15 protein-coding genes are annotated in these 15,795 nt (G+C 72.8%); 10 read left to right on the top strand and 5 right to left on the bottom strand.

What is annotated here, in order from left to right; genetic code table 11:
• Window positions 1-144 precede the first annotated feature (144 nt).
• The 3 genes from ACWEN3_RS24005 to ACWEN3_RS23995 form a co-directional block, all read right to left on the bottom strand.
• A complete protein-coding gene (locus tag ACWEN3_RS24005) occupies window positions 145-1,596 on the bottom strand; it encodes a hypothetical protein (protein ID WP_452974545.1) in 1,452 nt (483 codons plus the stop codon).
• A 184-nt stretch (window positions 1,597-1,780) separates the two neighbouring features.
• Complete coding sequence (locus ACWEN3_RS24000; protein ID WP_452974542.1) at window positions 1,781-2,221, bottom strand: MarR family winged helix-turn-helix transcriptional regulator; 441 nt, start codon at window positions 2,219-2,221, stop codon at window positions 1,781-1,783.
• A 59-nt stretch (window positions 2,222-2,280) separates the two neighbouring features.
• Entirely contained in the window at window positions 2,281-2,640 is a 360-nt protein-coding gene (locus ACWEN3_RS23995) for a DUF6204 family protein (RefSeq protein ID WP_452974539.1), read from the bottom strand.
• Window positions 2,641-2,881: 241 nt separating this feature from the next.
• Between ACWEN3_RS23995 and ACWEN3_RS23990 the strand changes: the two genes are divergently transcribed.
• The 4 genes from ACWEN3_RS23990 (at window position 2,882) to ACWEN3_RS23975 (ending at window position 6,422) form a co-directional block, all read left to right on the top strand.
• Window positions 2,882-3,703 (top strand): SDR family NAD(P)-dependent oxidoreductase, encoded by an 822-nt coding sequence (locus tag ACWEN3_RS23990; RefSeq protein WP_452974536.1) that lies wholly within the window; start codon window positions 2,882-2,884, stop codon window positions 3,701-3,703.
• A gap of 112 nt (window positions 3,704-3,815) precedes the next feature.
• Window positions 3,816-5,342: a tRNA (N6-isopentenyl adenosine(37)-C2)-methylthiotransferase MiaB gene (miaB, locus tag ACWEN3_RS23985; protein ID WP_452974534.1), complete on the top strand. Its 1,527-nt coding sequence runs from the start codon at window positions 3,816-3,818 to the stop codon at window positions 5,340-5,342.
• Window positions 5,343-5,483: 141 nt separating this feature from the next.
• The gene (locus tag ACWEN3_RS23980; RefSeq protein WP_452974531.1) at window positions 5,484-5,648 is read left to right on the top strand and encodes a hypothetical protein; all 165 of its coding nucleotides are present in this window, start codon (window positions 5,484-5,486) and stop codon (window positions 5,646-5,648) included.
• Window positions 5,649-5,708: 60 nt separating this feature from the next.
• Window positions 5,709-6,422, top strand: a complete 714-nt coding sequence (locus ACWEN3_RS23975) for a class III extradiol dioxygenase subunit B-like domain-containing protein (protein ID WP_452974528.1) — start codon at window positions 5,709-5,711, stop codon at window positions 6,420-6,422.
• A 243-nt stretch (window positions 6,423-6,665) separates the two neighbouring features.
• Here the strand turns inward: ACWEN3_RS23975 and ACWEN3_RS23970 are convergent, their stop codons facing one another.
• Complete coding sequence (locus tag ACWEN3_RS23970) at window positions 6,666-6,941, bottom strand: antitoxin (protein WP_452974525.1); 276 nt, start codon at window positions 6,939-6,941, stop codon at window positions 6,666-6,668.
• Between the two features lie 24 nt (window positions 6,942-6,965).
• A complete protein-coding gene (locus ACWEN3_RS23965) occupies window positions 6,966-7,259 on the bottom strand; it encodes a hypothetical protein (protein WP_452974523.1) in 294 nt (97 codons plus the stop codon).
• Between the two features lie 181 nt (window positions 7,260-7,440).
• Between ACWEN3_RS23965 and miaA the strand changes: the two genes are divergently transcribed.
• The 6 genes from miaA to hflX all read left to right on the top strand — a co-directional run.
• Entirely contained in the window at window positions 7,441-8,379 is a 939-nt protein-coding gene (miaA, locus tag ACWEN3_RS23960; protein ID WP_452974520.1) for a tRNA (adenosine(37)-N6)-dimethylallyltransferase MiaA, read from the top strand.
• A 311-nt stretch (window positions 8,380-8,690) separates the two neighbouring features.
• Window positions 8,691-9,155, top strand: a complete 465-nt coding sequence (locus ACWEN3_RS23955; RefSeq protein ID WP_452974548.1) for a hypothetical protein — start codon at window positions 8,691-8,693, stop codon at window positions 9,153-9,155.
• A gap of 57 nt (window positions 9,156-9,212) precedes the next feature.
• Window positions 9,213-10,082, top strand: coding sequence for a diaminopimelate epimerase (gene dapF, locus ACWEN3_RS23950; protein ID WP_452974517.1), 870 nt, complete (start codon window positions 9,213-9,215; stop codon window positions 10,080-10,082).
• A 284-nt stretch (window positions 10,083-10,366) separates the two neighbouring features.
• Window positions 10,367-12,520, top strand: coding sequence for a RelA/SpoT family protein (locus ACWEN3_RS23945; RefSeq protein ID WP_452974515.1), 2,154 nt, complete (start codon window positions 10,367-10,369; stop codon window positions 12,518-12,520).
• 85 nt (window positions 12,521-12,605) lie between these two features.
• Window positions 12,606-14,117, top strand: coding sequence for a M1 family metallopeptidase (locus tag ACWEN3_RS23940; protein ID WP_452974513.1), 1,512 nt, complete (start codon window positions 12,606-12,608; stop codon window positions 14,115-14,117).
• A 191-nt stretch (window positions 14,118-14,308) separates the two neighbouring features.
• A partial coding sequence (gene hflX, locus ACWEN3_RS23935; protein WP_452974510.1) for a GTPase HflX occupies window positions 14,309-15,795 on the top strand: 1,487 nt, incomplete at its 3' end.

Below are 15,795 nucleotides of genomic sequence, written 5' to 3'. Positions count from 1 at the left end.
GGGGGCTGGGGCGCCGGGGGGCCCCTGGGCTCGGTCCTCTCGGGTGAGCACTACGGGGCGCCGGACGTGTCGGCCGTACTGCGCCGCCAGGGCTGGATACCGGCGGCGCAGGACAGTGCTTGCGGTCCCCGCGTCTAGGGGGTCCTAGAGAGTGCCGTCCGCCAGTTTCCACTCGCGGTGCAGGGCGCCCAGCGGGATGCTCCGCTGGATGACCGGCGTACCGAAGACGGACAACTGGATGCGCAGGGTGCCGGACAGGTCGACCCCGCCGTACACGCTCCAGGCGCCGGGGGCCTTCGTCCCGCTGCCGCCGGAGCCGGAGTTGAGCGTGCCGGAGGCCTCGCCGCGCAGGTACGGGGCCAGGTCGGCGGTGACGCCGGCGGTGCCGTAGAGCCCGACGGAGGCCTCGGCGCCGAGCGCCGTCTTCACGGTCCCCGCGGTGGTGACGGTGGTTCGGACGGGGGTGCTGGTCATGTCGGAGGAGCTGACCGGCGTCCAGCCCTTGGCCGAGCCGAAGGTGCCGCCCGCCTTGAAGTCGCCCTTGAGGCCCTGCTGGACGTCGACGGTGACATGTCCGTCGCCGCTGATCTGGAGGTAGCAGGTCAGGTCGAGGTTGACGACGACGGGCACCGGGCCGACCTGGAGTACGGGGTCGGCGTGCAGCTTGGCGAACGGGATGCGCAGCGGGGTGCCGGTGGCCGCGGCCGCCCGGCCCTTGACCGCCCAGCCGGAGGCCCAGTCACCGGAGACGCCGAGGTAGGCCGAGCCCGGCGCCGCGTCGGTACCGGTGCCGCCGTAGGCGAAGTCGACCTGAGGGGCGACCTGGACGAAGCCGCTGACGGAGGCGCTGGCCGACGCCGGGGCGCCCGGGGCCGTCGGCACCGCGGCGTGCAGGTCGAGCCGGAGGCTGCCGAGCGGCACCGTCGCGCCCTTGGGGCCGACGTGCCCGGCGCCGGCCTTCGACCAGGACACCTTCACGTCCGGCAGCAGCTTGTCGACGGCGAAGGACGAGGGGTCGACCGGTACGGCGCCCTTCGCCGTGTGGTCGGCCAGCAGCGCGTTGAGCGTGGCCGGCTCCGTCTGTACCTCCGTGCCGTGGTCCGTCCTGCCGAGCACCTCGGTGACCTTGGCGAGCAGTCCGTGCGGCGCCCCGGGCGCGGGCGCACTGGCGATGACGTCGCCCACGGCCGCACCGTGCGGCGCGGCGGACGAGCCGGAAGAAGGGGAGGGAGAGGAGGAGGGAGAAGGAGAGAGGGAGGGGGTCGGAGAGGCCGTTGAACTCCCGTGGTGCGAGGGCCTGTCGGAGATGACGGCACGCCGGGTGCGGCTGTCGTACGAGCTGACGGTGAGCGCCGTCCTGTGGGCGCGCCGCCCGCTGCCGGCCGGACCCGCCGTCGCGGTCGCCGTGGCGGCCGGAGCGGCGGCGACGGTGAGCGACTGGTCCGTGCCGTCGGAGGGGCGGGCGGCCGCGTCGATCCGCTCTCCGTGCCCGGCGGCCGTCGGCTGCCCGGCGTGCGGCCCGGGCGAGGAGCAGGCCGCGGCGAGGAAGAGGGTGGTCACGGCGAAGGCGGGCAGCAGGGCACGCCGATGCCTCAAGCGTCTGCGCAAGGTCGGTCCTGAGTGAGGTGGGGGGTGGCAGAGAGGTACCGGCGATCGGGCTACTCGCAGGTAGAACCGACCGGTAACTCGGTGACGAGCCATGAGCATGCCACGCCCCCGTCTACGGAACCCTCATGATCCGGCCACATCCCAACGTGACCTGGAGCACGGCCGGTTGGGGTCAGGCGGACAGGCCGGTGCCGCCCAGCCGGGTCAGCAGACCCGCGAGCAGCGCGACCTCCTCCCGGTGCCATGCCGGGTCGGTGAAGACCTCGGCGGCGGCCTCCTCGGCCGTGGCCAGCATCTCCTTCAGCCGCTCCCGGCCCGTCCCGGTCAGCGACGCGTAGGCGACGCGCGCGTCCCGGGCGTCCGGCTCGCGGGTCACCAGCCCGATCCGCTCCAGCGGGGCCAGCCCGCGGGTGACCCCGGAAGCGGTCAGCCCCAGCGCCTCGGCGAGGTCGACCCGGCGCATCCGGCCGCCGGGCGCCTGCCCCAGCCGCAGCAGCAGGGTGAAGTCGGCGAGGCTCACCCCGTCCAGCCCGCTCAGCCGGGCGTCGAACCGCCGTACGAGCGCCGCCTGCGCCCGCACCAGCCGCAGCGCGGCGTCCAGGGCATCACTCATGCGCCGCATTTCCCGCCACCATTGCGATCTCCTTGACTACTCAAGTTTATGCGCCGATTTCATGACCCGGTCGAACGCGCCGCTCGGCGCTGGCGCTTGCTCAGAGGCGCCTGGGAGAGGTCCTCGGCGGTGGACCGGAGGTTCTTGAAGCCGTAACCGCGCTCGGTCAGCCACGCCTCGGCCGCCGTCTCGGCCCGCTCGGTCGCCTCCAGGATGTCCTCCTCTTCCTCCCCGGTGTCGGAGAAGCGGAAGACGAAGGCCGGCCGCGCGGCGATGTCGTAGGTGAGGTTTCCCTCGGGGGTGAAGGCCGCGCGCAGCACGTCGTGTTCGGCGGCGTCGGCGAGCAATTCCGCCCGCTGCGCGTCGGTGAGGTCGTCGAAGACACCGCGGACGGTGACACGGAAGGTTCGGGTACTCATTCGGCGACCTTAGACAGATCGGACCGTGGTTCTCCACCGGCTTTCCGCACGCCCTGCGCGCTCAGCCGCAGGGCCGCCCACCTGGTCGTCCGGCCGGCATCCGGCGGCCTGACGACCTCCGGCCGGCTTCGCGGCGGCCGCCCGTGGCCTCCGGCGGAAACCGGCCGGAAGTCGCCCGCGGTGGATCAGCGGCCCCTACGCTCGGATCCGCTCGGTGAACTCGACGAAGGGCCTGACTGGGGTGGCGGACAAGCGAGTCGTGGTCGTGACCGGCGGCGGCACGGGCATCGGGGAGGCCACGGCGCGGCTGCTGCGCGAGGCAGGCCACCATGTGGTCGTCTCCGGCCGGCGCGCCGAACCCCTGCGGCGCCTGGAGCGGGAGACCGGGGCACTGGCCCATCCGTCCGACGTGGGGGACCCCGCCGCGGCCGAGGGCCTCCTCCGAGCCGCCCTGGCCGCGTACGGACGGCTCGACGGGCTGGTCCTGAACGCCGGAGTCGGGCGCGGCGGAGCCGTCGGAGACCTGTCCCTGCGGGACTGGGACGAGGTGATGCGCGTCAACGTCACCGGTCCGCTGCTGCTTCTGCGCGCGGCGATCCCGCATCTGCTGGAGAGCGGCGGTGCGGTGGTCGCGGTGGCCTCGGTGTCGGCGCTGCGCAACGGCACGAGCAACGCCCCGTACGCCACGTCGAAGGCGGCCCTGCTCCAGCTGTGCCGGTCCGTCGCCGTGGACTACGGGCGCCAGGGCGTGCGGGCCAACATCGTGTGCCCGAGCTGGGTACGGAGCGAGATGGCCGACCGGCGCATGGCGCGCTTCACCGAGGAGGCGGAGCTGCCCGGCGGCGGGGTCGAGGCCGGCTACGCCGAGGCGACCAGGTTGCTGCCCATGGGACGGCCGGGCGAGCCCCGCGAGATCGCGGAGGCCATCAGCTGGCTGCTGTCCCGGGCCGCGTCGTACGTCAACGGGGCCGTGCTCACCGTGGACGGCGGCGCGACCGCCCTCGATCCCGGGACGCTCGCCTTCGACTACCGCATCACGCCCCGCGACGACGGCGACCACTGAGCTTCCGCGCTGATCATGCAGCGGACCCTCGGCCACGATGTGGCGGGGGAAGCCGCCCGGGGGCCCCGGAAGCACGGAGTGGGGCGGTCACGGGAGCACCTACCCTTGAGGCATGACCAGCAGCAGCGACCGGAGCCCGGCAGTGGACGTTCAAGCACCCAAGAGCTACGAGATCCGCACCTACGGGTGCCAGATGAACGTCCACGACTCCGAGCGATTGGCCGGGCTGCTCGAAGACGCCGGGTATGTGCGGGCGCCGGAGGGGGCCGACGGGGACGCGGACGTCGTCGTCTTCAACACCTGCGCAGTGCGGGAGAACGCCGACAACCGGCTGTACGGCAACCTCGGCCGGCTCGCGCCGAGGAAGGCCTCGCGGCCGGGCATGCAGATCGCCGTCGGCGGCTGCCTCGCGCAGAAGGACCGCGACACCATCGTGAAGAAGGCGCCCTGGGTGGACGTCGTCTTCGGCACGCACAACATCGGCAAGCTGCCGGTCCTGCTGGAGCGCGCCCGCGTCCAGGAGGAGGCGCAGGTCGAGATCGCCGAGTCGCTGGAGGCGTTCCCCTCCACGCTGCCGACCCGGCGCGAGAGCGCCTACGCGGCCTGGGTGTCGATCTCCGTCGGCTGCAACAACACCTGCACCTTCTGTATCGTCCCGGCGCTGCGCGGCAAGGAGAAGGACCGCCGGCCCGGCGACATCCTCGCCGAGGTCGAGGCGCTGGTGGCCGAGGGCGTCTCCGAGATCACGCTGCTCGGGCAGAACGTCAACGCCTACGGCTCCGACATCGGCGACCGCGAGGCCTTCAGCAAGCTGCTGCGCGCCTGCGGGAACATCGAGGGCCTGGAGCGGGTCCGGTTCACGTCCCCGCACCCCCGTGACTTCACCGACGACGTCATCGCCGCCATGGCCGAGACGCCGAACGCCATGCCGCAGCTCCACATGCCGCTGCAGTCCGGTTCGGACACCGTGCTCAAGGCGATGCGCCGCTCGTACCGGCAGGAGCGCTACCTCGGGATCATCGAGAAGGTCCGCGCCGCCATCCCGCACGCCGCGATCACCACCGACATCATCGTCGGGTTCCCGGGGGAGACCGAGGAGGACTTCGAGCAGACCCTGCACGTCGTCCGCGAGGCGCGGTTCACGCAGGCCTTCACCTTCCAGTACTCCAAGCGCCCGGGCACCCCGGCCGCGACCATGGAGGGCCAGATCCCCAAGGAGGTCGTCCAGGCGCGTTACGAGCGGCTGGTCGCCCTCCAGGAGGAGATCTCCTGGGACGAGAACAAGAAGCAGGTCGGCCGCACCCTCGAACTGATGGTCGCCGAGGGCGAGGGCCGCAAGGACGGCGCCACGCACCGGCTCTCCGGTCGCGCCGCCGACAACCGGCTGGTCCACTTCACCAAGCCGGAGCAGGAGGTGCGGCCCGGCGACGTGGTCACGGTCGAGGTGACGTACGCCGCCCCGCACCACCTGCTCGCCGAGGGCCCGGTCCTCGACGTGCGCCGCACGCGCGCGGGGGACGCCTGGGAGAAGCGCAACGCGGCCGAGGCCGCCACGCCCGCCGGGGTCATGCTGGGCCTGCCGAAGATCGGTGTTCCGGCGCCGCTGCCGGTCGCCGCGAGCGGGTGCGGCTGCGACTGACCGCGACAGTCCGGACAGGTACGCGGAGGCGGCGGCCGCATGGCCGTACGATCGCCTATTCGAGCGACGGCAAGCACTGGACGGGCAGCGTGCTCGGCGAGGTGCCGGGGCGCGGGGGCGCGTTGCATGAGGTGGGCGAGCGTGCCCGCCGCCAGCCAACGCATCCGCGCCGTCCCCGGCGGACCCGCCTGTTTCCGGCAGGCCGACGGCTTCCTGCTGGTCGGCGACGGCCTGGGGGAGACGTACCTCCCCCGGTTCACCGTCGCCGAGCTCGAGTACGGCAATGCGGCCGGGAAGCAGGGCTGACACCGGCTCCCGGCCGCCCGCGCTGACGGTTCACGGCGGTGCCGCGTTACCCTGCCGATCATGCTTGTCGCCGCCGCCGTCTGCCCCTGCCCGCCGTTGCTCGTGCCCGAGGTCGCCGCGGGTGCCGCACCCGAGATGGACGCCGCCCGCACGGCGTGCGCGGACGCGCTCGGCGTGCTCGCGGCCGCCCGCCCCGACCTGCTGGTGGTCGTCGGGCCGGCCGAACAGAGCGGACGCGGGGCGTTCGCGCAGGGCACCCCGGGGTCCTTCCGCGGGTTCGGGGTCGACGTGGCCGTACGGCTGGGGCCCGCCACGGGCGCCGTCCTCGAGCGCGAGCTGCCGCCGTCGCTGGCCGTCGGCGCCTGGCTGCTGGAGCGGACCGGCTGGGCGGACGCGCCGATCGAGGGACTGGGTGTCGGGGAGGCGCTCGCGCCCGAGCGATGCGCCGAGGCAGGACGGGAGATCTGCGCCCGGGCCGGGCGCGTGGCGCTGCTGGTGATGGGCGACGCCAGCGCCTGCCGCACGGTCAAGGCGCCGGGGTATCTGGACGAGCGGGCGGCGCCGTTCGACGCGGCGGTCGCACGGGCGCTGGGCACGGCGGACATCGCGGCCGTCCAGGCGCTCGACGCCGGCCTGGCCCACGAGCTGAAGGCCTCCGGCCGCGCCCCCTGGCAGATCCTGGCCGGAGCCGCCGAGAACGCGGGCCTCAGCGGCGCCCTGCTTTACGAGGACGCGCCGTACGGCGTGGGCTACCTGGTCGCCACCTGGTCCTGACGGACGGGCCCGCCTCAGCACGCGGATGCCGGACGGCCGACCGGGGTGCGGGGCGATAGGCCCCCGCGCTGCCGCTCCGGGGGCGACTGCGCGCAACGGCGTACCGGCCCGCTCGGGTTCCGTCTGCGGCGCGGCCCGAAACAGGCGGCGGACGGCCGGGAGCAGTTCCGCTCCGCGACCGTCCGCTGATCCGTGTGCCGCCGACCGGTCCCGGCAGAGCCGGGCTCCTGGGGCCCAGGAGACTCAGGAAGCCGGTGGTGGGCCCTCAGGGCGGGTGGGGGTCGTCGGGTCGCCGGTGGCCGCCGGACCCTCCTTGTGCGCCAGGCGGTCCATCGCCTCCTTGGCCTTGCCCGTGCCCGCGTGGATCCTGTCGCTGTACTTGCCCTTGGTCCGATCGTCGACGGCCTTCGCGGCCTTGTCGATGCTGCCCGTGACCTTGTCCCCGTGCTGCCGCGCGAGGTCCGACACCTTGTCCTTGGCCGGGCCGAGCTTGGCCTTCATGTTGTCCAACAGACCCATGGTCCACCTTCCCTCGCGGGACAGTTACTTACGGACGCCTTCGCCGGCCTCGCTGTCGGCGGCTTCCTCGGCGGACTGCTGCCTCGGGATCCCGGTGCCCTCGGACGCGTCGTCCGCAGCGGCGCCCGACCGCGCCGCGACATTCTCGCGCCCGTCCTCCGCCGAGCCTCCGGCCTCAGCCGAACCGGTCCCCTTCGCCTCCGCCGACTCCGCTTCCTCCGCCGTGACCCCCGTCGGCTCCGCGCCGGCCTGCGCCTCGACGGCCGACGCCTCCTGAGTCGCCTTCGACCTGCCGAGGAGTCGTGCAAACACGCCCATATTCCACTCCATACGGTACTCGTGCGGGCGAATTCCCGCGTCACCCGGTGCGTACGGTTGCGCCGCCCGGGTCACCGCCTCCGGGAGATCGCAGACGGCACCTCCTCGGGCAACGACCCGGGAACCGCCCCGTCACGTAACTCGTTCGAGAGCCCGCCCGGAGGTTTGCGAGACTGGTGCGGTGAGCAGCGCACCCCTCGCCCCCCGCGTCATCGCCGTCGTCGGACCCACCGCGGCCGGAAAGTCCGATCTCGGTGTCTTCCTGGCCCAGCAGTTGGGCGGCGAGGTCGTCAACGCCGACTCGATGCAGTTGTACCGCGGGATGGACATCGGCACCGCCAAGCTGACGCCCGAGGAGCGCGGCGGCATCGCGCACCACCTTCTGGACATCTGGGACGTGACGGTCACCGCCTCGGTCGCCGAGTACCAGAAGCTGGCCCGCGCCCGGATCGACGCACTGCTCGCCGAGGGCCGCTGGCCCGTGCTGGTCGGCGGTTCCGGCCTGTACGTCCGCGGCGCCGTCGACAACCTGGAGTTCCCCGGCACCGACCCCGAGGTCCGGGCCCGCCTGGAGGAGGAGCTGGTGCTGCGCGGCCCGGGCGCACTGCACGCCCGCCTGGCCGCCGCCGACCCCGAGGCCGCCCGCGCGATCCTGCCCAGCAACGGCCGCCGTATCGTCCGGGCCCTCGAGGTGATCGAGATCACCGGGCAGCCCTTCACGGCCAACCTGCCCGGCCACGACTCCGTCTACGACACCGTCCAGATCGGCGTCGACGTGACGCGTCCGGAACTGGACGACAGGATCACTCGGCGTGTCGACCGGATGTGGGAGGACGGCCTCGTCGAGGAGGTGCGCGGGCTGGAGGCGCGGGGCCTGCGCGAGGGGCGCACGGCGTCGCGTGCGCTGGGTTACCAGCAGGTGCTCGCGGCGTTCGCGGGGGAGTGCACGGAGGCGGACGCGCGGGCCGAGACCGTGCGCGCCACCAAGCGCTTCGCGCGCCGTCAGGACTCCTGGTTCCGCCGGGACCCCCGTGTGCACTGGCTGAGCGGGGCCGCCGCCGACCGCGGAGAACTTCCGCGACAGGCCCTGGCGTTGGTCGAGCGACCGGTCACAGCCTGATCACGTGATGGCATCGGGATGCGCCGCCGGTCATCGCGGCCTTCGGCGCCGTGCCATCATCGAGCTTCGATCGACCAGTGGAGTCCTAGTTGGGAGGGCGCGTGGCGATGGAGGCCGGCCCTCGCGACACCGCACAAAGTGCCGAGCACGTCACTACCGAGGGTGACGGACCGGGCTGTGGCGAAGACCGTTCGGGCGACGCCCGCCTGGCCGAGGCCCGTCTCGCGGAGGCCCTGACGGGCGAAGCGCGGCTGCCCGAAGATCGCCTGGCCGAGGACCGCCTGATCGAAGATCACCTCGACGAGGACCGCTTGGCCGAGGACCACCTCGTCGAGGACCGTCTGATCGAGGTCCGTCTCACCGACGACGGGCCCGACGAGAGCGTGGGCGTGGTCACCGCCGACGGTCCGACGCCCGAGGAGATGTACGCGAGCGGACCGGAGGTCGAGGTCGAGCTGCGCCCGCAGCGCCGGCTGCGCATCTGGCAGCTCGCGCCCATCGTGGGACTCTCCGCCGTCGGCTCCCTGATGTTCGCCTTCCCGCTCGCCTTCGACTTCGGCGACAGCGGCGCGGTCATCGCCATGCTCGGCCTGCTGATCTGCTCCTGTGCCGCGGGCTGGGGCATGATGGCCGCCCGCCGGGTGGGCTACACCTGGCCGGGCCTGCCCCCGCGCGGCTCCGGCCGCCGGGCCGACTGGCGAGTCGCGCTCGGCTATGCGCTGCTGGTGGCCGTGGCGGTCGTGCTCGCCGTGTGGCGGGTCGCGCGCCTGCGCTAGCCGAGGCCGCGGACCGGCGCTCCGTCGGCTGTCGTACCGACCCCGTACGATCGAGGAGTGAGCACGCGGATCGCCTTCCTCAAGGGTCACGGCACCGAGAACGACTTCGTGATCGTCCCGGACCCCGACAACGCCCTCGACCTGTCCCCGGCCGCCGTCGCCGCCCTGTGCGACCGCCGGGCCGGGATCGGAGGCGACGGCGTGCTGCACGTCGTGCGGTCCGCCGCGCACCCCGAGGCCGAGAAGATGGCCGCGGAAGCCGATTGGTTCATGGACTACCGCAACGGCGACGGCTCGATCGCGGAGATGTGCGGCAACGGCGTCCGTGTGTTCGCCCGCTACCTCCAGCACGCCGGTCATGTGGCCGAGGGCGACCTCGCGATCGCCACGCGCGGGGGCGTGAAGACCGTCCACATCGCCAAGGACGGGGACGTCACCGTCGGCATGGGCAGCGCCCGCCTCCCCGAGGGGGACGTCACGGTGACCGTCGGCGAGCGCAGCTGGCCCGCGCACAACGTGAACATGGGCAACCCGCACGCGGTGGCCTTCGTGGCCGACCTCGCGCACGCCGGCAACCTGTACGCCCCGCCGCCGGTGAGCCCGGCGACCGCCTACCCGGACGGAGTCAACGTCGAGTTCGTCGTCGACCGCGGCCCCCGCCACGTCGCCATGCGCGTGCACGAGCGCGGCTCGGGCGAGACCCGCTCGTGCGGCACGGGCGCGTGCGCCGTCGCCGTGGCCGCCGCCCGCCGCGACGGCGCCGACCCGGCCGTCACCGGCACCCCCGCCACGTACACCGTGGACGTGCCCGGCGGCCGCCTGGTCATCACCGAGCGGCCCGACGGCCGGATCGAGATGACCGGACCCGCCGTGATCGTCGCCGAGGGCGAGATCGACAGTGAGTGGCTGGAAAACGCCCTCCGCTGACCTGGCGAAAACACGGCAACGAACGGCCGGGGCCCCCGGATCGGCGGTTCCGCGGGCCCGGTGCGGATCGAAACCACGACCGATGCCACGCACACTTGGCGCAAACGTTAAACCTTCTTCGCGTCGCTCGAATGGGTGATCCGTTTCACGCTCGGCGAGAGGCGGTCTGTCGCACGTGATGGGCTCGATAGCATCAAGCACCGGCACGGACGGGGGAACGTAGCCATCCCTGAGCCGCGCATGCCCTGGGGCTCCGTCCGCCGGTCCACGAGCCGGAGGTGCCCATGAGTGCGGAGGCCACGAACCCTGCGACCCCGGGCCCGGTAGTGCCCACGGCGCCGACACCGTCCGTGGCGCCCGCGACGGTCCGCCGGAAGCCCCGGCCCAGGATCGACCTGCGCCGGCTCGGACGCGCGGCGCTGCTCGGCCCGGCCACCCGGGACAGGCTGCCCGACGCCATCAGCCATGTCGTGGAGGCGCACCGTGCCCACCATCCCGACGCGAACCTCGAACCCCTGCGCCGCGCCTACGTCCTCGCCGAGTCCTCGCACCGCGGCCAGATGCGCAAGAGCGGCGAGCCGTACATCACCCATCCGCTCGCCGTGACCCTGATCCTCGCCGAACTCGGCGCCGAGACCACGACGTTGACGGCGTCCCTGCTCCACGACACGGTCGAGGACACCGATGTGACGCTGAACCAGGTCCGGGAACAGTTCGGCGAGGAGGTTCGTTATCTCGTAGACGGCGTCACGAAACTCGAGAAGGTCGACTATGGGGCCGCCGCCGAACCCGAGACCTTCCGCAAGATGCTCGTCGCCACCGGCAGCGACGTGCGCGTGATGTCGATCAAACTCGCCGACCGGCTGCACAACATGCGCACCCTCGGCGTGATGCGCCCCGAGAAACAGGCGCGGATCGCCAAGGTCACCCGCGACGTCCTCATCCCGCTCGCCGAACGCCTCGGCGTGCAGGCACTGAAGACCGAACTGGAGGACCTGGTCTTCGCCATCCTCCGTCCAGAGGAGCACGAACACACCAGAGAACTCATCGCGCGGAACGCCGCCCGCCAGGGCGACCCCCTCGCCGAGGTCGCCGACGAGGTGCGCGGTGTGCTGCGCGAGGCCGACATCCCCGCCGAAGTCCTCATCCGCCCCCGGCACTTCGTCTCCGTCCACCGCGTGGCCCGCAAACGCGGACAGTTGCGCGGCACCGACTTCGGCCGCCTGCTGGTGCTGGTGAACGAGGACGCCGACTGCTACGGCGTCCTCGGCGAACTGCACACCTGCATGACGCCGGTCGTCTCGGAGTTCAAGGACTTCATCGCCGTACCCAAGTTCAACCTGTACCAGTCGCTGCACACCGCCGTCGCCCGGCCGGACGGCCAGGTCGTCGAAGTCCTCATCCGCACCCACCAGATGCACAAGGTCGCCGAGGCCGGCGTCATCGCGCTCGGCAACCCGTACGCCCCCGGCGCCGACGACCCCGCCGACGGCGAGCGCGCCGACCCCACCCGCCCCGGCTGGCTCTCCCGCCTCCTGGAGTGGCAGCAGGGCGCCCCCGACCCCGACACCTTCTGGTCCACCCTGCGCGAGGACCTCGCCCAGGACCGCGAGATCACCGTCTTCCGCCCCGACGGCGGCACCCTGGGCCTGCCCGAGGGCGCCACCTGCGTGGACGCCGCCTACGCGCAGTACGGCGAGGACGCGCACGCCTGCCTCGGCGCCCGGGTCAACGGCCGCCTCGCCACCCTCAGCACCGTCCTGAAGGACGGCGACACCGTCCAGCTCCTCATGGGCCAGGACCCCGCCTCCGAGCCGTCCCGCGAGTGGCTGGAGCACGCCCACACCCCCGCCGCCCGCATCGCCATCCAGCGGTGGCTGGCGACGCACCCCGGCGGCGGAGCGGATGCCGAGGAGCCGGCCGGCAGCCGTGCCGAGCCCGCTGCCACGCGCCCCGCGGAGAGCGCCCCCGTGACCCGCCCCCTGGGCGCCGACGTCCTCGTGGACCGGCCCGGGGCCGTCGTGCGCCTCGCCGGGTGCTGTACGCCCGTACCGCCGGACGAGATCACCGGCTTCGCGGTACGCGGGGGAGTGGTGACCGTGCACCGCGCGGGGTGCGCCGCGGTGGCACACATGACGAGCAGGGGGCGCGCGGAGATCGACGTGCGCTGGGGAGACACCACCGAGTGCCGTGTGACGCTGGTCGCCGAATCGTTCGGCCGCGCCCAACTGCTCGCCGACCTCACGGAGGCCATCGCCCTGGAGGGCGCCGAGATCGTCTCCGCCACCGTGGAGCCGCCCAGCCAGCAGCGGGTGCGCCACACCTACACCCTTCAGCTCCCCGACGCCGCCCACCTCCCGGCCCTCATGCGCGCCATGCGGGACGTGCCCGGCGTGTACGACGTGAGCCGGGCCCAGCACCAGGCACCCGGCTCCTGAAGACGGCGCCATCGGACCGACACGTTCGGGTGGGCCGGGCGCGCGCCGCCACAGGGGGGCAGGCAGGCGCTGGTAGCGGTGGTCCATGCTGCTCACCCCCCGCCTCCGGCTCGCTCCCAGAACCGCCCGGCGACGCAGGGCGGCCCTGCTCGCCTCCGCCGCCTCCGTCTGCCTCCTCGCCGCCGCGGCCCCGCCCGTGCCCCTGGGCATCGGCGACCGGCTCTACCCGTACCTGGGCAACCCGGGCTACGACGTGGCGTCGTACGACGTGTCGCTCACCTACCCGGGTACCAACGACAAACCGCTCAAGGCCGTCACCACCATCGACGCCTGGACGACCGCCGACCTGGACCGCCTCAACCTCGACTTCGCGCACGGCACCGTCCAGTCCGTCGAGGTCGACGGACGTCCCGCGGACTTCGCCGGCGCCGGAGAGGACCTCGTCGTCACCCCGGAGCGCCCCCTGCACCGGGGCGGCTGGACCCGGATCGTCGTGCGCCACACCAGCGACCCCCTCCCCGCCAAGGACCAGGACGGCGGCTGGGTGCGCACCTCCGACGGCCTCGTCATGGCGAACCAGGCCGACGCCGCCCACCTGGTCTTCCCGTGCAACGACCACCCGTCCGACAAGGCGATGTTCACCTTCCGGATCACCGCCCCGAACGACTACACCGTCGTGGCCAACGGCCTGCCCGCCGGCACCGACCGGGTAGGCAGTACCACCACCTGGACCTACCGCACCCAGCACCCCATGGCCACCGAACTCGCCCAGGTGTCCATCGGCCGCTCCGCCGTGCTGCGCCGCGAGGGCCCCCACGGGCTGCCGGTCCGCGACGTCGTGCCCAGCGCCGACCGCAAGACCCTGGAACCGTGGCTCGCCAAGACGCCCGACCAGATCGCGTGGCTGGAGAGCAAGGTCGGCGCTTTCCCGTTCGAGACCTACGGCGTGCTCATGGCGCAGGCCTCCACAGGCTTCGAACTGGAGACGCAGACCCTCTCGCTCTTCGAGAAGAACCTGTTCAGCGAGCCCGCCTACCCCAAGTGGTACATCGAGTCGATCATGGTGCACGAGCTGTCCCACCAGTGGTTCGGCGACAGCGTCAGCCCCCGCACCTGGTCCGACGTGTGGCTGAACGAGGGGCACGCCACCTGGTACGAGGAGCTGTACGCCGAGGAGAAGGCGCAGCGGCCCATGGAGGACCGGATGAAGGCCGCCTACGGCGCCTCCGACCGCTGGCGCGAGGCCGGCGGCCCGCCCGCCCGGCCCAAGCCGCCCGCCCCCGGCCAGAAGATCAGCATCTTCCGGCCCAACGTCTACGACGGCGCCGCGCTCGTCCTCTACGCCCTGCGGCAGGAGATCGGCCGCCCGGCGTTCGAGCGCCTGGAGCGCCTCTGGGTCCGCGAGCACCGGGACTCCACCGCCAACACCAGCGACTTCGTCCGCCTGGCCTCGGTCGTCGCCGGCCGCGACCTCAGCGGCTTCTTCCAGGCATGGCTGTACGGCGAGAAGACCCCGCCGATGCCCGGCCACCCGGACTGGAAGCCGACGGCGGCGGCCAAGGCGGTCACGCCGGACCAGCTGCGGACCCGGAAATGACACGGGCGACCGGGCCGCGGGCCCGGCGATAACGCGGTGACGAGACGTGCCGCCTCGTGCGACCATCTTCGGGTCGGCGCGACACGCGGGACGGGAATCTCCCGGGGTACTCGTACGTTGAGGAATACGGGTGGTCCAGCGCGACCGCCGTACCGACGCCGAGACGGCACTCTCATCGACGTAAGGATCCAATGACCTCCTCTTCTTCCGCTTCCCAGGACGCCAAGCGCCTCGCGCACGCCTATCCCGAGGGTTTTCGGGCCGATGCCCTGATGGAAGAGGACGTCGCCTGGAGCCACGAGATCGACGTTGAGCGGGACGGCGAGCAGTTCGACCGCTCCGAGCGCGCGGCCCTGCGCCGCGTGGCGGGCCTGTCCACCGAGCTGGAGGACGTCACCGAGGTCGAGTACCGGCAGCTCCGCCTGGAGCGGGTCGTGCTCGTCGGGGTGTGGACCTCCGGGACCGTGCAGGACGCCGACAACTCCCTCGCGGAGCTGGCCGCCCTCGCCGAGACGGCGGGCGCGCTCGTGCTCGACGGCGTCACCCAGCGCCGCGACAAGCCCGACGCGGCCACCTACATCGGCTCCGGCAAGGCCGAGGAGCTGCGCGACATCGTCATCGAGACGGGCGCGGACACCGTCATCTGCGACGGTGAGCTGAGCCCCGGCCAGCTGATCCATCTCGAGGACGTCGTCAAGGTCAAGGTCATCGACCGTACGGCCCTGATCCTCGACATCTTCGCCCAGCACGCCAAGTCCCGAGAGGGCAAGGCGCAGGTCGCGCTCGCGCAGATGCAGTACATGCTGCCGAGGCTGCGAGGCTGGGGTCAGTCGCTGTCCCGCCAGATGGGCGGCGGCAAGGGCGGCGGCCTCGCCACCCGTGGCCCCGGTGAGACCAAGATCGAGACGGACCGGCGACGGATCCGCGAGAAGATGGCGAAGATGCGCCGGGAGATCGCGGAGATGAAGACCGGCCGCGAGATCAAGCGCCAGGAGCGCCGACGGAACAAGGTGCCGTCCGTCGCCATCGCCGGCTACACCAACGCCGGCAAGTCCTCCCTGCTCAACCGCCTCACGGGCGCGGGCGTCCTGGTCGAGAACGCCCTGTTCGCGACCCTGGACCCGACCGTCCGCCGGGCGGAGACCCCGAGCGGCCGCCTGTACACCCTCGCGGACACCGTCGGCTTCGTCCGGCACCTGCCCCACCACCTGGTCGAGGCGTTCCGCTCCACCATGGAGGAGGTCGGCGACTCCGACCTGATCCTGCACGTGGTGGACGGCTCGCACCCGAACCCGGAGGAGCAGCTGCTGGCCGTGCGCGAGGTGATCCGGGACGTAGGCGCCACCGACGTGCCCGAGATCGTCGTGATCAACAAGGCGGACGCGGCCGACCCGCTGGTGCTCCAGCGACTGCTCAGGATCGAGAAGCGCTCCCTGGCGGTCTCGGCCCGCACCGGCCGGGGCATCGCCGAGCTGCTCGCCCTGATCGACAACGAGCTGCCCCGCCCCTCGGTCGAGATCGAGGCGCTCGTTCCGTACACCCACGGCAAGCTCGTCGCCCGCGCCCACACCGAGGGCGAGGTGATCTCCGAGGAGCACACCGCGGAGGGCACCCTGCTCAAGGTCCGGGTGCACGAGGAGCTGGCGGCGGACCTGGCACCGTACGTGCCGGTCTCTGC

It is taken from the genome of Streptomyces sp. NPDC004561 (assembly GCF_053602155.1).
This window is presented reverse-complemented; position numbering and strand designations above follow the sequence as displayed.